Origin of the sequence: Halomonas sp. SSL-5 (assembly GCF_030708455.1) — a bacterium.
GTDB lineage: Bacteria > Pseudomonadota > Gammaproteobacteria > Pseudomonadales > Halomonadaceae > Halomonas.
Window position 1 is genome coordinate 58307 of the sequence record NZ_JAUYWF010000005.1, and the last position, 15747, is coordinate 74053.

Annotated in this window: 13 protein-coding genes; 4 read left to right on the top strand and 9 right to left on the bottom strand. The window is 65.3% G+C overall.

Annotated features, from left to right (window positions below; all coding sequences use genetic code 11):
• Positions 1 to 95 precede the first annotated feature (95 nt).
• From gyrB to dnaA, 4 genes are all read right to left on the bottom strand, one after another.
• Positions 96 to 2516 carry a DNA topoisomerase (ATP-hydrolyzing) subunit B gene (gyrB, locus tag RAN53_RS07150; RefSeq protein WP_305796136.1) on the bottom strand — a complete coding sequence of 807 codons (2421 nt, stop codon included), beginning with the start codon at positions 2514 to 2516 and terminating at the stop codon, positions 96 to 98.
• Between the two features lie 13 nt (positions 2517 to 2529).
• Positions 2530 to 3645, bottom strand: a complete 1116-nt coding sequence (gene recF, locus RAN53_RS07155; protein WP_305796137.1) for a DNA replication/repair protein RecF — start codon at positions 3643 to 3645, stop codon at positions 2530 to 2532.
• 48 nt (positions 3646 to 3693) lie between these two features.
• Complete coding sequence (gene dnaN / locus RAN53_RS07160; RefSeq protein ID WP_305796138.1) at positions 3694 to 4797, bottom strand: DNA polymerase III subunit beta; 1104 nt, start codon at positions 4795 to 4797, stop codon at positions 3694 to 3696.
• A gap of 106 nt (positions 4798 to 4903) precedes the next feature.
• Positions 4904 to 6373 (bottom strand): chromosomal replication initiator protein DnaA, encoded by a 1470-nt coding sequence (dnaA, locus tag RAN53_RS07165; protein ID WP_305796139.1) that lies wholly within the window; start codon positions 6371 to 6373, stop codon positions 4904 to 4906.
• 568 nt (positions 6374 to 6941) lie between these two features.
• On the opposite strand from dnaA, the gene rpmH reads away from it, so the two are divergent.
• From rpmH to mnmE, 4 genes are all read left to right on the top strand, one after another.
• The gene (rpmH, locus tag RAN53_RS07170) at positions 6942 to 7076 is read left to right on the top strand and encodes a 50S ribosomal protein L34 (protein ID WP_023005112.1); all 135 of its coding nucleotides are present in this window, start codon (positions 6942 to 6944) and stop codon (positions 7074 to 7076) included.
• Positions 7077 to 7089: 13 nt separating this feature from the next.
• On the top strand, positions 7090 to 7536 hold the full coding sequence (rnpA, locus tag RAN53_RS07175; protein WP_305796140.1) for a ribonuclease P protein component: 447 nt from the start codon (positions 7090 to 7092) through the stop codon (positions 7534 to 7536).
• Positions 7537 to 7671: 135 nt separating this feature from the next.
• The gene (gene yidC, locus RAN53_RS07180; RefSeq protein ID WP_305796141.1) at positions 7672 to 9360 is read left to right on the top strand and encodes a membrane protein insertase YidC; all 1689 of its coding nucleotides are present in this window, start codon (positions 7672 to 7674) and stop codon (positions 9358 to 9360) included.
• A gap of 103 nt (positions 9361 to 9463) precedes the next feature.
• Positions 9464 to 10831, top strand: a complete 1368-nt coding sequence (gene mnmE, locus RAN53_RS07185) for a tRNA uridine-5-carboxymethylaminomethyl(34) synthesis GTPase MnmE (RefSeq protein WP_305796142.1) — start codon at positions 9464 to 9466, stop codon at positions 10829 to 10831.
• A 92-nt stretch (positions 10832 to 10923) separates the two neighbouring features.
• Here mnmE and RAN53_RS07190 read toward each other — a convergent pair whose 3' ends face one another.
• From RAN53_RS07190 to RAN53_RS07210, 5 genes are all read right to left on the bottom strand, one after another.
• Positions 10924 to 11772, bottom strand: a complete 849-nt coding sequence (locus tag RAN53_RS07190; RefSeq protein WP_305796143.1) for a 23S rRNA (adenine(2030)-N(6))-methyltransferase RlmJ — start codon at positions 11770 to 11772, stop codon at positions 10924 to 10926.
• A 101-nt stretch (positions 11773 to 11873) separates the two neighbouring features.
• A complete protein-coding gene (locus tag RAN53_RS07195) occupies positions 11874 to 12551 on the bottom strand; it encodes an OmpA family protein (protein WP_305796144.1) in 678 nt (225 codons plus the stop codon).
• Between the two features lie 100 nt (positions 12552 to 12651).
• Positions 12652 to 13833, bottom strand: a complete 1182-nt coding sequence (gene hemW, locus RAN53_RS07200) for a radical SAM family heme chaperone HemW (protein ID WP_305796145.1) — start codon at positions 13831 to 13833, stop codon at positions 12652 to 12654.
• A complete protein-coding gene (gene rdgB, locus RAN53_RS07205; RefSeq protein ID WP_305796146.1) occupies positions 13833 to 14447 on the bottom strand; it encodes an RdgB/HAM1 family non-canonical purine NTP pyrophosphatase in 615 nt (204 codons plus the stop codon). The genes hemW and rdgB overlap by 1 nt, the downstream gene beginning before the upstream one ends.
• 10 nt (positions 14448 to 14457) lie before the next feature.
• The gene (locus RAN53_RS07210) at positions 14458 to 15717 is read right to left on the bottom strand and encodes an AAA family ATPase (RefSeq protein WP_305796147.1); all 1260 of its coding nucleotides are present in this window, start codon (positions 15715 to 15717) and stop codon (positions 14458 to 14460) included.
• Positions 15718 to 15747: the final 30 nt, after the last annotated feature.

Consider the following 15747-nt stretch of genomic DNA (forward strand, 5'->3'; position numbering starts at 1 on the left):
TTTCCCACAGAAAGCAAAAACCCCGCAAGCGTGTTCGCTTTGCGGGGTTTTACTTGGCGCTTGGCGCTCAAGAGTGTTTCACGTGAAACACGACATCAGACGTCGAGGTTGGCCACCAGGGCAAAGCGCTCGATAAAGTCGCGCCGCGGCTCCACCTCGTCACCCATCAGGGTGTTGAACATCATGTCGGCGCCCACGGCATCCTCGATGGAGACCCGCAGCATGCGTCGAGTCTCGGGATTCATGGTGGTATCCCAGAGCTGGTCGGGATTCATCTCACCCAGCCCCTTGTAGCGCTGGATCGAGAGGCCGCGTTGCGCCTCGTTCATCAGCCACTCGAGGGCACCGTAGAAGTTCGACACGCTTCGCTGACGCTCGCCACGGGCGACATAGGCGCCTTCCTCCAGCAGCCCGTCCAGGGTCTCCCCGAGGCCGGTCATGGCCCGATAATCGGCGCTGGTAAAGAAGTCGATGCCCCACACATAGTCCGTGGTCACGCCATGCGCGGCAAGCGTCACCGCCGGGAGGAAGAGGCCTCGCTCGCTGTCGTCCTCGAGCCGGAAGGTATAGCGCGGACCGCCTTCATAGGCGAGCAGCGCGTCCATCTCCGGCTGCAATTCCTCGATCCAGTTCTGCATGGTGACCCTGTCACGCAGGCTCGTCTCGCCGTCGAGAGCAGTAGCATGCACGATCTTGCGCAGCACCTCGTTGGGATAGACCCTCGACAGGCGGTCGATACGGCGCATGACATCACGATACTGGTTGACCAGGGCCTCGAGCTGGGCACCGCTGATCCCCGGGGCATCGGCGTTGACGTAGAGGCGAGCACCATCCAGGGCCGTGGTGGTGAGATAGTCGGTCATCGCCTGCTCATCCTTGAGATAGAGCTCCTGCTTGCCGCGCTTCACCTTGTAGAGCGGAGGCTGGGCGATGAACACATGGCCGCGCTCGATCAGCTGGGACATCTGACGGAAGAAGAAGGTCAGCAGCAGGGTACGGATATGTGAGCCATCCACATCGGCATCGGTCATGATGATGATCGAGTGATAGCGCAACTTATCGGGGTTGAACTCCTCGCGACCGATACCACAGCCCAGGGCGGTGATCAGGGTGCCGACTTCCGCGGAGGAGAGCATCTTGTCGAAGCGAGCCTTCTCCACGTTGAGGATCTTGCCTTTCAGCGGCAGGATCGCCTGGGTGCGACGGTCGCGGCCCTGCTTGGCGCTGCCGCCTGCCGAGTCACCCTCCACCAGGAACAGCTCGGAGAGACTGGGATCCTTCTCCTGGCAATCGGCGAGCTTGCCCGGGAGGCCGGCAATATCCAGGGCCCCCTTGCGGCGCGTCATGTCGCGGGCCTTGCGCGCCGCTTCACGGGCACGCGCGGCGTCGAGCATCTTGTTAACGATCGCCTTGGCGTCGTTGGGCTTCTCGATCAGGTACTCGCCGAACAGACGCGCCATCTCCTGCTCCACCGCCGTCTTCACCTCGGAAGAGACCAGCTTGTCCTTGGTCTGGGAGGAGAACTTGGGGTCCGGCACCTTCACCGAGATGATCGCCGTCAGCCCTTCCCGGGCGTCGTCACCGGCGGTGCTGATCTTCGACTTCTTCAGCAGCCCCTCCGACTCGATGTAGCCGTTGAGGGTACGGGTCAGCGCGGCGCGAAAGCCTGCCAGGTGGGCACCACCATCACGCTGCGGAATGTTGTTGGTGTAGCAGAAGATGTTCTCGTTGAAGGAGTCGCTCCACTGCATCGCCACTTCCACTCCGACACCATCCTCGCGCTCGGCGTTGAAATGGAAGACAGGGTTGAGCACCGTCTTGTTGGTATTGAGATGGTCGACGAAGGCCTTTAGGCCGCCTTCGTAGTGGAACAGCTCCTCCTTGCCGGAGCGTTCGTCGATCAGACGAATCGCCACGCCGGAATTGAGGAAGGAGAGCTCCCGCAGACGCTTGGCGAGGATATCGAAGTGAAACTCGATGTTGCCGAAGGTCTGTGGTGAGGGGCGGAAGTGGACGCGCGTACCGGACTTTTCGGTCTTGCCCACTGCCGACAGCGGAGCCTGGGGTACTCCGTGGCGATAGAGCTGCTCGTAGACGTCGCCGGCACGCCACACCGTCAGCCGCAGCTCCTCGGAGAGCGCGTTGACCACCGAGACACCGACGCCATGAAGGCCACCGGAGACCTTGTAGGAGTTGTCGTCGAACTTGCCGCCGGCGTGGAGCACCGTCATGATCACTTCGGCAGCGGAAACCCCCTCCTCCTCGTGGATATCCGTCGGGATCCCACGGCCGTTGTCGCTCACCGTCACCGACTCGTCGGGATGGATGGTGACGCGGATCTCGCTGCAGTATCCGGCCAGCGCCTCGTCGATGGAGTTATCCACCAGCTCGAACACCATATGGTGGAGCCCGGTGCCGTCATCGGTATCACCGATGTACATGCCGGGACGCTTGCGTACGGCATCCAGCCCCTTGAGTACCTTGATGCTCGTTGAGTCGTAGGCCTGTTCGCTCATTGACACTGCTCCGTCATGAAATCTGTCGTTCCAGTGGCAGCAACTTGCCGCTTCCGGACGCCGAGCGTTTCACGTGAAACATCTCGACCGGGGTCTCGGCCTGCCACAGATCCGCCAGGGCATCGTGATCGATGGTGGTGATGAACACCTGGCAGCGCATGTTTTCCAGCCAGCGGCAGAACAGTCGCCGATGCGAGTCGTCCAGTTCCGCCGGAAGGTCGTCAATCAGGTAGACGCAGCGGCGTCCCGTGCTGGCCTCCAGAAGCCGCCCCTGAGCCAGTTTCAGGGCACTGACCACCAGCTTCTGCTGGCCACGGGACAGCACCTCGATGGCGGGGCGCTTGCCGAGGCGAATGGCCAGGTCAGCCCGCTGTGGACCCTGCTGGGTAAAGCCCATCTGGCGATCGACATCGCGGCCCTGCCGGAGCAGGTCGCCCAGCGATCTCCGTCGATCCCAGCCGCGGGAGTAGCGCAACTGAAGGTCCTTCAGCGGCAGCAATCCGTTGAGGGTCTCCTCGAAGACCGGCAGAAAGGCCGTGACCCAGGCGGCGCGCATGGCATCGATTCGCTCGCTCCAGTGCACCAGCTCTCGCTCCCAGGCCGTCATGGAATCGGCATCCATTCTACCATGCCTCAGCAGGGCGTTCCGATGTTTCAGCGCCCGACGGGCCCGCTGCCAGGCCTCCAGGAAGTCGTGTTTCACGTGAAACACTCCCCAGTCCAGGAACTCGCGTCGTCCGGCGGGGGAGCCTTCGAGAAGGCGGAAGGCATCGGGGTTGATCAGCTGAAGGGGCAGCGTCTCGACCAGGCGCGACAGCCGACCGACACGCTCTCCGGAGAGGCGGATCTCCAGCTCATCCTCGCTGCGCCTTCGTCGGACGCCGAACGGCACCGGGGGCTCCCCGGCCAGCCGACCATGGGCCATCAGCTCATCGCCATCATGGGCAATGACATGGCGCATGTTGCGGGTGCGAAAGGAGCGCCCCATCCCCAGGATATGGATGCCTTCCAGCAGGCTGGTCTTGCCACTACCATTCGCGCCAACGATCAAGTTGACCTGGAAACCCGGTTTTAAATCAACAGGTTGCAGGTTGCGAAGGCCATGGAAGACGAGGTGGTCAAGAGGCATGGAGTGAACGGAGCAACGCGGCGGCCCGGCCGGGCCGCCCTGGGTGGGTCACAGACGCATCGGCATGACGACGTAGAGGGCATCGCCGCCACCCGGCTCCTCCATCAGCGCACTGCTGTTGGAGTCCGCCAGGGTCATCTGCACGCGATCTTCATCGATGGCATTGAGCACGTCGACCAGGTAACCGACGTTGAAGCCGATCTCCAGGGAGTCTCCGCTGTACTCGATGGCGATGTTCTCCTCGGCCTCCTCCTGCTCGGGGTTGTTGGCCATCAACTTGAGGTTGCCCTCCTCGAGGTGGAGTCGCACACCGCGATACTTCTCGTTGGAGAGGATGGCGGTACGTGACAGGACCTGGCGCAGCTCGGCACGGTCGGCGATGAAGACCTTGTCGCCACCCCGGGGCACCACCCGCTCATAGTCGGGAAACTTGCCGTCGACCAGCTTGGAGGTGAAGGTGAAGTCGCCGGTGTGGGCGCGGATGTGGCTGGCCCCCAGGGTCAGGCTGACCGGATCCTCGCCGTCATCGAGAAGCCGCACCAGCTCGAGGATACCCTTGCGCGGAACGATCAGCTTCTGGGGCGATGCCACGTGCAGCTCGGCCGGCCGCGAGCACACCGCCAGTCGGTGACCGTCGGTCGCCACCGCACGGATCAGGTTGTCGCGCATCTCGAGGAGCATGCCATTGAGGTAGTAGCGCACGTCCTGCTGGGCCATGGCGAAGGAGGTGGCGTCGATCAGGTGCTTGAGCATGCCCCGCGGCAGGCTCAGCTCGGTGCTGCCCTGGCTGTCCTCGATGCTCGGGAACTCCGCGACCGGCAGGGTGGAGAGGGTGAACCGGGAACGTCCACTGCGCAGCACCGCGCGGCCCTCCTCCAGGGAGAGCTGGATCTCGGCCTGATCGGGCAACGACTTGCAGATATCCATCAGCTTGCGAGCCGGCACGGTCACTCCGCCCGGCTCATCCACCCGGGTGGCCACTGTGCGCCCGATCAGCTCCACTTCCAGGTCGGTACCGGTCAGCGCGACCTCCTCCTGCCCCACCTGTATCAGTACGTTGGAAAGCACCGGCAGTGTCTGGCGGCGCTCCACCACGCCGGCCACCAGCGTCAGCGGTCGCAGTAGCGCTTCGCGGGAGATGGAAAATTTCATGTCGGCTCCACGTCTTGTCCTGAAGGGTTGCAGCCGGCGGGGGCTCGGCCGAACGGCATGGCGACCATTAAACCACAAGCCGGCGATGTCTCGGAGGGCGGAGCGATCAGCTGGTCAGCAGCCGCAGCAGGTTCTTGTAGTCCTCGCGGATATCGGAGCTCTCCTCCTGGAGCTGCTTCACCTTGCGACAGGCGTGCAGCACCGTGGTGTGGTCACGCCCCCCGAAGGCATCTCCGATCTCCGGCAGGCTGTGGTTGGTCAGCTCCTTGGCCAGGGCCATGGCCACCTGGCGAGGGCGCGCCACAGACCGCGAACGGCGCTTGGAGAGCAGGTCGGCGAGCTTGATCTTGTAGTACTCGGCCACGGTGCGCTGGATATTGTCGACCCCGACCTGCTTGTCCTGCAGGGCCAGCAGGTCCTTGAGCGACTCGCGGATGAAGTCCTGGGTGATCGGCTTGCCCATGAAGTGGGAGTCGGCGATCACCTTCTTCAGCGCCCCCTCCAGCTCGCGCACGTTGGAGCGGATCTTCTGGGCGATGAAGAAGGCCGCATCATGCGGCAGGTCGACCCTAGCCTGGTCGGCCTTCTTCATCAGGATGGCGACTCGGGTCTCGAGCTCCGGGGGTTCGATGGCTACCGTCAGGCCCCAGCCGAAGCGGGACTTGAGGCGCTCTTCCACGCCGCTGATCTCCTTGGGATAGCGGTCGGAGGTCAGGATCATCTGCTGACCGCCCTCGAGCAGGGCATTGAAGGTGTGGAAGAACTCCTCCTGGGAGCGCTCCTTGCCGGCGAAGAACTGGATATCGTCGATCAGCAGGGCGTCGACACTGCGATAGAAACGCTTGAAGTCGTTGATGGCGTTGAGCTGCAGCGCCTTGACCATATCGGCCACGAAGCGCTCGGAGTGCAGGTAGACCACCCGCGCATTCTCGCGGCGCCCGGCCAGGGCGTTGCCCACGGCATGCATCAGGTGGGTCTTGCCCAGGCCCACCCCGCCGTAGAGGAACAGCGGATTATAGGCACCGCCGGGATTCTCCGACACCTGCCGGGAGGCGGCCCGGGCCAGCTGGTTCGACTTGCCCTCGACGAAGGTCTCGAAGGTGAAGTTGGGGTTTAGGCCACTGGTGTGCTTGAGGCTGCCCTCCACCTGGACCTGACGCTCGCCACCGGGCCGCCGAACCGGCTGCGACTCCTCTCGACTGGCCTCGGTCTCGACCGCGTCGGCCGAATCGCCGCGGGACCGAGTGTGCACGGCCGGGGCCGCCGGTCGACGCGGAGTTGCCGACACCGGAGTGCCAAGCTCTCGCGGCTGGGGGCGCGGTGCGGCACGTCGACTCCCGACACTCAGCACCACCTTGGGCGGCCGCGCCGGCGACAGCTCGCGCAGTAGTTCGCCGATGCGCTTGGCGAACTTATCGCTGACCCAGTCACGCACGAAGCGATTGGGTGCCAGCAGGCACAGCTCTCCCCCTTCGCCCTCCTCTGCCTGGAGCGGGCGAATCCAGGTGTTGAACTGCTGTGAGCTCAACTCGTCCTGCAGGGTATCCAGACACTGTTGCCAGAGAGCCAGCGACACGCGACGTCACCACCTTGTCGAAAAACGGCCGAGCATTGTATCGCCCCGACGGATGGTTATCCACACCCCGGACGCTTCTCTGCGCCCTGTGGAAAAGCGGGCCGATGAAAGGGGGATTTTCCTGGGGCCGATCTGTGCCTAACCCACGGCGGTGGAGAAACTCGACTTCCATCCACAGGATACCCCACTCTCGCGCACCGTTCATCCAGTCACTATCCACAACGACGTCATGCCTTCAACCATCTGATATCATGTATATAAATCCACTTATCCACAAAATGCCTCCCCAGTATTAATAACAAGGCATTACAGGTTATAAACATTATTGTTATTGGAGTCGGGCATGCTCGGCGACCCCGAGCGAGCGATCCGGCCGCCACTCCCAGGGGTGCGATCGTGGGCAATGGCATCTGGGCAATCGGTCGATTGGCGCACAGAAAAATTGCACCGCCCGGGGGAAATCACTACAATTTCCGGTCTTGAACCGAATACGTCCGGGTTTCCAGCGGGAATCCAGGCGCCTCGAAAACGACGAATCGTCCAGAAAACCACGTGGGAATAACGAGTTATGAAACGCACCTTTCAGCCCAGCGTCCTGAAGCGTAAGCGTACGCACGGTTTCCGTGCCCGGATGGCCACCAAGAACGGACGTGCCGTCCTGGCGCGTCGTCGCGCCAAAGGTCGCAAGCGCCTGAGCGCCTGATCACGGACCCTGCGTGCCCGGTCAGTCGTTTCCCCGCCGTCTGCGCCTGCTGACGGCAGGGGACTATCGTCAGGTCTTCGAGAATGCAGTCTTCAAGGTGCATGGCAAGGGGCTGATGGCGCTCGCCTCGCCCAACGATCTGGGGCATCCCCGCATCGGCCTTGTCATCAGCAAGAAGAGTATGCGCCGTGCCGTGGACCGCAACCGCGTCAAGCGGCTGGTGCGCGAATCGATCCGGTTCCAGCAGCATCGTCTCCCCGCCGTCGACATCGTGATACTCTCGCGGCGCGGCGTGGGCGACCTGGATAACGAGACCCTGCACCGGCAGCTGTTCGGGATGTGGCGAAGGCTGACACGCGAGGCACAGAAGACGCCCGTAGGACAGCCGTCACTAAGCGTCGCGCCGTCTTCATCCGATCGGAGTCCACGGAAGCATGAGCGCACCCCTTCGCAAGGCTAGGCTTGACGCTGCCGGCGCTACCCTCGAGAGTCCGTGTTCGGAATACAGCCTGCCATCGGCAGGCTTTTGTCTATCTCGGGCGGCTGAATCGCCTTCCGCCCCTGGCATGTTCACTACCCACTGGGCAGAACCCTCATGGACGTAAAACGACTCCTATTGCTGATTCCACTGGCGGTGCTCGCCTATCTGATCGTCGTGCAGTGGAATCAGGACTATGGCCAGACGGCCGTCGAGCCCCAGGCTCCCTCCTTCAGCAGCAATCAGTCCGGGAGCGGCGACTCCCAGGCCGAAGGTGGCGAGGATGGCCTGGCGGTTCCGGCAACGAACCGTGGCGATAGCATGGCGGAGGCCATGCCCGACGAGACCGCGTCGGCTGCCAGCCGCGACCTGGTTGCCGTGATGACCGACGTGCTGGACCTGCGCATCGATCCCCAGGGCGGCGACATCGTCTATGCGGCGCTACCCCAGCACAAGCTGACCCTCGACTCGGACCGCTCCTATGTGATGCTCTCCGACGGCGAGACGCGCAGCTATGTGGCACGTTCCGGGCTGCAGCTGGACGGTCAGTCGGGACGCATCGCCTACACGCCCGAGAAGACCGAGTATCGCCTGGCAGAGGGTGACAAGCGCCTTGAGGTTGACCTGAGTGGCGAGGTCGACGGCATCGAGATCACCAAGCGCTTCTCCTTCGAGCGCAACAGCTATGCGGTGGACGTCGAATACTTCCTGGCCAACGCCAGCCAGGAGCCCGTCTCGGCCCGCTTCATCGGCCAGCTGGCGCGTGACAACAGCAGCGATCCCTCCAGCGGTCCCAAGATGGGGATGAAATCCTATCTCGGCGCGGCCTACTCCACCCCCGAGGATAGCTACCTCAAGGTCGGCTTCGAGGATATCCAGGAAGGCAAGTTCGAGAACCGCGAGGCCGAAGGCGGCTGGGTCGCGATCATCCAGCACTACTTCGTCAGCGCCTGGGCGCCGCCCCAGAACCAGCAGAACCTCTACTACGCCACCACCGACTCCCGCGGTCGCAATGTGGCCGCCTTCGCCGGCCCGGTGACCCAGGTGGCGGCCGAGGGCGAGTCGCGCCTGGGCGCCACCCTCTATGTGGGGCCCAAGGTGCAGGACTACATGGAAGACGTGGCGCCCAACCTCAAGCTCACCGTCGACTTCGGCTGGCTGTGGTTTATCGCCAACCCGCTGTTCTGGCTGCTCGACAAGATCCAGGACGTGGTCGGCAACTGGGGCTGGTCCATCGTGCTGCTGACCATGCTGGTCAAGGCCGCCCTGTGGCCGCTCTCCGCCAAGGCCTACAAGTCCATGGCCCGCATGCGCAAGCTGGGCCCGGAGATGCAGCGCCTCAAGGAGCAGTTCGGCGACGACCGCCAGAAGATGTCCCAGGAGATGATGAAGTTCTACCAGAAGGAGAAGATCAATCCTCTGGGTGGCTGCCTGCCGATCCTGGTGCAGATGCCGGTGTTCATCGCCCTCTACTGGATGCTGCTGGAGTCCGTGGAGCTGCGCCACGCGCCCTTCATGTTCTGGATCCAAGATCTTTCGGTGAAGGACCCCTACTTCATCCTGCCGATCCTGATGGGGGCCTCCATGTTCGTGCAGCAGATGCTCAACCCCACCCCGCCGGATCCCATGCAGGCGAAGATCATGCGCATGCTGCCCATCGTCTTCACCTTCTTCTTCCTGTGGTTCCCGGCCGGTCTGGTGATCTACTGGGTGGTGAACAACTGCATCTCAATCATTCAGCAGTATGCGATCACCCGCAAGATCGAGAACGACCCCAGCGTCGGCAAGGGCATGAAGACCAAGTGACCGAGTTCGCCTGAGCGACTCCCCGGACCCCCGCCCCGAGCGGGGGTCTGGCGTTTCTGGGGAGCCGAAACGACAATGTTGGCATCACGCCGAGGAGACCCCCATGGCCCCGCTTCACGATCAGGACACCATCGTCGCACTGGCCACCCCGCCGGGACGCGGCGGGGTCGGCATCATCCGCGTCTCGGGCCCGCTCAGCACGACGATCGCCGAGGCGATGGTAGGCCAGCGCCCCGCGCCTCGCCTCGCCCACTACGGCCCCTTCCGGGGCGAGGAGACGGTGATCGACGAGGGCATCGCACTGTACTTCCCGGGGCCACACTCCTTCACCGGCGAGGATGTCCTGGAACTGCAGGGCCACGGCGGCACGGTGATCATGGACCTGCTGCTCGAGCGCTGCGTGCAGTTGGGGGCCCGCCTCGCCCGCCCCGGCGAGTTCTCCGAGCGCGCCTTCCTCAACGACAAGCTCGACCTGGCCCAGGCCGAGGCGATCGCCGACCTGATCGATGCCAGCTCGCGGGCGGCCGCCGAGAACGCCCTGCGCTCCCTGCAGGGGGACTTCTCGCGCCGGGTCGAGGGCCTGGTGGAGCGCCTGATCGAGCTGCGCATCTACGTGGAGGCGGCCATCGACTTCCCTGAGGAGGAGATCGACTTCCTGGGGGATGGTCGCGTCGCACAGATGCTCGCCAGCGTGCAGGAGGAACTCGCCGCGGTGCGGGCCGCCGCCGGCCAGGGCGCGCTGATGCGCGAGGGCATGAACGTGGTGATCGCCGGCCGCCCCAACGCCGGCAAGTCCAGCCTGCTCAACGCCCTCACCGAGCAGGAGACCGCCATCGTCACCGATATCGCCGGCACCACCCGCGACGTGCTGCGCGAGCATATCCATATCGATGGCATGCCACTGCACGTCATCGACACCGCCGGCCTGCGCGACACCCCCGATGCCGTCGAGCGGATCGGCGTGGCCCGCGCCTGGGCGGAGATCGAGAAGGCCGATCGTGTGCTGCTGCTGGTCGACGCCGCCACCACCGACGCCACCGACCCCATGGCGATCTGGCCCGAGTTCGTGGCCCGGCTGCCCGACCCGTCTCGGCTGACCCTGGTACGCAACAAGATAGATGCCAGCGCAGAGCCCCCGGGACTCGACTTGTCCACAACCGCTCCCATCGTCAGGCTCTCCGCGAAGACCACACAGGGTGTGGATAACCTGAAGGCCCACCTCAAGGCGGTGATGGGCTTCACCGGTACCGCGGAGGGGCGCTTCTCGGCCCGCCGGCGCCACCTCGACGCCCTGGACCGCGCCGAGCGGGCGCTTCACAACGGCGAAGCCCAGCTCGCAGGCTACGGGGCCGGGGAGCTGCTCGCGGAAGACCTGCGCGACGCCCAGCAGGCGCTGGGCGAGATCACCGGGGAATTCAGCGCCGATGACCTGCTCGGCGAGATCTTCGGCAGCTTCTGTATCGGCAAGTAGATAGCTCGGCGAGATCTTCAGCAGCTTCCGTATCGGCAAGTCGATAGCCAGGCGAGCTCCTCGGCTGTCCCTGTATCGGCGAGTGAGCGGGCCTACTCGCCCACCCACCAGTCGCCGTGATAGCTGGCCTCGTCCCCCAGGCGCGGCACCACCTGCGCCATGGCCATGGCGAGACGCTCATCGAGCCCCCAGGGCGGGTTGACCACCAGCATGCCGCTGCCGAACATGCCACGCGTCTCGCGCCCCGGCGTCTGTAGGCGAAACTCGCTGCGCCACACCTTGCGGACGCCACCGGCCTTCACGGCATCGAGCAGCTCATGGTGACGACCTGCCGGTAACAGCGGGTACCACACCAACACCACGGCATGACGCGCCTTGTGCAGTGCCGCCAGCAGCGCCTGGGCCACCTCGAGGTACTCCTGCTTGCGCTCGTAGCTCGGGTCGATCAGCACACACAGGCGCGGCGTCTTCACCGGCAGGCGCTCGACGAGTCCCTTCAGCCCATCGCCGTGAATCGTGCGTATATTGCCCTCCAGCGGCTGGTCGGCCAGATGCCCATGCTCTCCCGGATGCAGCTCGAAGAGCAGCTGGCGATCCCGGGGGCGCAGGCGCCGTCCCATCCACCAGGGCGACCCCGGATAGTGGGTCAGGCGGCGGGAATCCGGCTGTGCCCGGACCAGCGCCGCCAGCCAGCCGCCCAGCAGCTCCTCCCCCATGAGCGAGTCGCGCCCCTCCCACAGGGGCAGGACACCCTGGCGATACTCATGCAACCGGGATGTCTCCTCCGCCGCCAGGGGGTAGAGGCCACGACCGGCGTGAGTGTCCATGAACGTAACAGAAGATTCTTTACGTAAAATATGATCGATGACCCCGTGCAGGATCAGATGCTTGTGGACGTCGGCGAAATTACCGGCATGGTAGGCGTGCTGGTAGGAGAGCATGGGGCGGATCCGCGAATCGGCAACGAGAGAAAGAATCAGAGAAAGGGCCCGCCACAGGAGTGGCGGGCCCGACGGGTTACCGCTGGATATCGAGGTAGCGCTTACTCGAAGCGGCTCTGGATGGGCGACAGGGTGATCTCGACGCGACGGTTCTGGGCACGCCCCTGCTCGCTGTTGTTGCTGGCCACCGGCTGGTTCTCGCCATAGCCGGTCATGTTCAGGCGGGCACCGGCGACCCCGGCATTCATCAGGTAGTTGCCTACCGCCTGGGCGCGACGCTCGGAGAGCCGCTGGTTGTAGGCGGCATCACCGGTGCTGTCGGTATGGCCCCCGATATTGACGCGGGTATCGTCGTACTGGGTCAGTACCCTGGCCACATCGTTGAGGGCATTGCGCGCGTTGGACGTCAGATCGCTGGAGTCGAAGCCGAAGGTGACCTCGCTGGGCATGTTGAGCACGATATCGTCGCCGCGACGATCGACGCCGATACCGGTGCCCTGGGTGCTCTGGCGCAGCTGTTCCTCCTGACGATCCATATAGGCGCCGATACCGGCACCGGCGGCGGCACCCACGGCGGCGCCCACCAGCGCACGATCGCGGCGGCTGGTGCTGCCGTCACCGCTCAGCGCACCGGCAGCGGCACCGACCACGGCACCGATGGCGGCACCGGTGCCGGTCTGGTTGCGGTCGGTCTGGCCGCTGTAGGGGTCATTGGTGGCACAGCCGGCCAGCAGCACGGCGGCGGCCAGCGGGGCCATGAAACGAAGTGGCTTGGTCATCGTGGCGTTCTCCTTGGTTTGGGTCATTGGTCATTGGCCCGTTCGGTCATCCCTGGGGCCGTCAATGGCAGCGATTGCGATGAGCGTAGCACAGGCGTCATCAGGACTCGTCGATGGACGCCAGCAATTCGTTCAAGAATAGTAGACCTCGGGGGGAAGCTTGAACCCTTTGGCCATCTTCCACCAGAAGTCCTTTTTTACGTGCGCTGGCGAGACGCTCATCCAGCACCGCGTCGGGCAGGCCGGTGGTCTCGCGCCATAGCGCCATCGGCACGCCCTCGGGCAGTCGCAGCGCGTTCATGGCGAACTCCAGCGGCAGGTCGGCCTCGGCGACAGGATGCGCATCGGCCACGAAACCGCGCGGATCACGGCGCCGACGCAGGTAGGCCTCGGGCTGGCGGCTCTTCCAGCGCCGCTCGATGCGCAAGCGGCCATCCTCGCCGGGTGCGCTCAGCTTGCCGTGGGCACCGGCACCGATGCCCAGGTAGTCGCCGAACCGCCAGTAGTTGAGATTGTGTCGCGAGCGGCGCCCGTCCCTGGCATAGGCCGAGATCTCATAGCGATGGAAGCCCGACGCCTCGAGGCGCTCATGCCCCTGATCCTGGATCTCCCACAGCGCCTCCTCCTCGGGCAGGGCCGGCGGAAAGCGGTAGAACTCCGTATTGGGCTCCAGGGTGAGCTGATACCAGGAGAGGTGTTCCGGCCCCAGCGCCAGGGCATGCTGCAGATCCCTCAGCGCCAGTTCCGGTGTCTGGCCGGGAAGCCCGTGCATCAGGTCGACATTGAGGTTGTCGAAGCCCGCCTGGCGCGCCTCGGCGAAGGCCGCCTCGGCGTCATCACCACTGTGGATGCGTCCCAGCGCCTCGAGCTGCGCCGCCTGGAAGCTCTGCACGCCCAGCGACAGGCGATTGATGCCCGCCTCACGATAAGCGGCGAAGCGCCCGCGCTCCAGGGTGCCGGGGTTGGCCTCGAGGGTGATCTCGATATCGCCCGCCAGCGGCAGGCGGGCGGCGACCCCGGCCAGCAGGCGGCGATAGAAGTCGGCGGAGAGCAGGCTCGGCGTGCCGCCCCCGATGAACAGGCTGACCAGCTCCCGCTCGGCGGCCAACGGCAGGTCGGCGTCGAGGTCGGCGAGCAGGGCGGCGAGATACGCCTCCTCGGGCAGGCCGGCGCCGCGGCCGACGGCGTGGGAGTTGAAATCGCAATAGGGGCACTTGCGCACGCACCAGGGCACGTGCACATAGAGGGCCAGCGGAGGGAGCGCCAGGGGGGGCAGTGCCATCAGTGGCTCCCGTCGGCCTGGCGGAACTGCTCGACCAGGGCCTGCAGTGCCCGGCCGCGGTGGCTCAGCCGGTTCTTCTCCGCCGCCGGCAGCTCGGCGACGCTCATGCCCTGGTCGGGCAACCAGAACAGCGGATCGTAGCCGAAGCCACCCTCGCCACGCGGATGGGCCAGGATCTCGCCCTCCCAGCTGCACTGCACGATCCGCGGCACCGGATCCTCGGGATGGCGAAGATGCACCAGCACACACCAGTAACGCGCGCTGCGGGCCCCCTCGGGCACCTCGCCCAGTGCCTCGAGCAGTCGCGCGTTGTTGCGCTCGTCGCTCTTCGGCTCGCCGGCGTAGCGCGCCGAATAGATGCCGGGGGCGCCGTCGAGGGCATCGACCTCCAGCCCGGAATCATCGGCCAGGGCCGGCAGGCCGCTGACGCGGCTGGCCTCACGCGCCTTGAGCAGGGCGTTCTCGACGAAGGTGAGGCCGGTCTCCACGACCTCGGAGACGGCGAAGTCCGACTGGGGACGAATGTGCAGGCCCAGCGGCCCCAGCAGCTGCTCGAATTCACGCAACTTGCCGGGGTTGCCGCTGGCCAGCACCAGGCTAGCGGTGGTCGTCATGGTGTTCCTCTCAGGCAAGCTTCACATGCTCCTCGATCAACCCCAGCAGGGTATCGGCGGCATTGTCCGCGGTGGTATCGAGATGCAACAGGTGCAGGCGCTCCTCGTCGGCGAATGGCTCGAAGCGCTGTTGCTGCTGCGCCAGCACCGCCAGGCTCTCCTCCACGGCGACCCCCTGGCGTACAGCGCGCTTCTCGATGCGTCGCCGCAGGTTGGCATCGTCGGCCTCGAAGCTGACCAGCAGGCAGGGCAGGCCACGGGCTTCGGCCTGCTGGCGCAGGAGATCGCGCTGGATGCGGGTCAGGCAGGTCGCATCCACGCAGGCGGGGATGCCGGCATCCAGCAGATAGCCGGCACAGGCGGCAAGCCGCCGATAGGTCGCCGCCGTGGCCGCCTCGCCGAAGATATCCACAACCCCGGAGCAGCCATCGCCCTGTGGATGGATCGAGTCGTCATCGGCCTGGGCGAGACGCTGGCGCTCGGCCTCGGAGCTGACGCGGATCGCCCCCAGTCCGGTGACCAGTCCGCGGGTGAAGCGACTCTTGCCACTTCCCGAGACACCCACGGCGATGACCAGCGGCGGGAAGCGGAATTCGGCGATGCGTTCGGCCAGCGCCAGATAGCGGCGACATTCCGACATGCTCTCGGCCAGCAATGCCGGATGCTCCGGGTCGAGGCCCTCGGCGGGACGGCGACGCAGGGCGCGCCTGGCGGCGGTCAGGGCATGACAGGTGCCGAACAGCGACAGCAGTCGGGAGAGCTCGTAGTCACCCGAGTGGCGCAGGTAGCGATCCAGCGCCAGCCGCGTCAGCTCCGGGGTCTCGCGTCCCTCCAGGCCGACCAGCAGCGCCGCCAGGTCGCTGGCGGGATCATCGGCGAGCTCGGCTCCCGGCACGTCCAGGTCGCGCCCGATGGCGTTGACCAGCAACGGCCTGCCGGCGTGGCACAGACGGCTGGTGGGGTGACGCAGGGCCCAGCTCGGCACCCGGCGTGCGGCACGCGCCTCGAGGATGGGCGTCAGGCGCACCAGGTCCTGCTCCAGCCAGTTCCCCAGCTGATCGAGGCGCGTGCGCTCCTCCTCATCCAGCAGGGCCGCGCGGATCGCCGCCAGTTCGGCCGTCATGATCCTGGCGAGAGGCTCGCCGGCGGCCTGGGCTTCGGCATCATGGGACGCCGCCCCGCGGTGATAGGCCACCAGGGCATCGATGAGCGATTCCAGCTCCAGACTTTCGCCATTGCCGGCCTTGTCGGCGTCCAGGGTATGACGCATGGCGGTTCTCCCGATGGTGATTCGATAAGG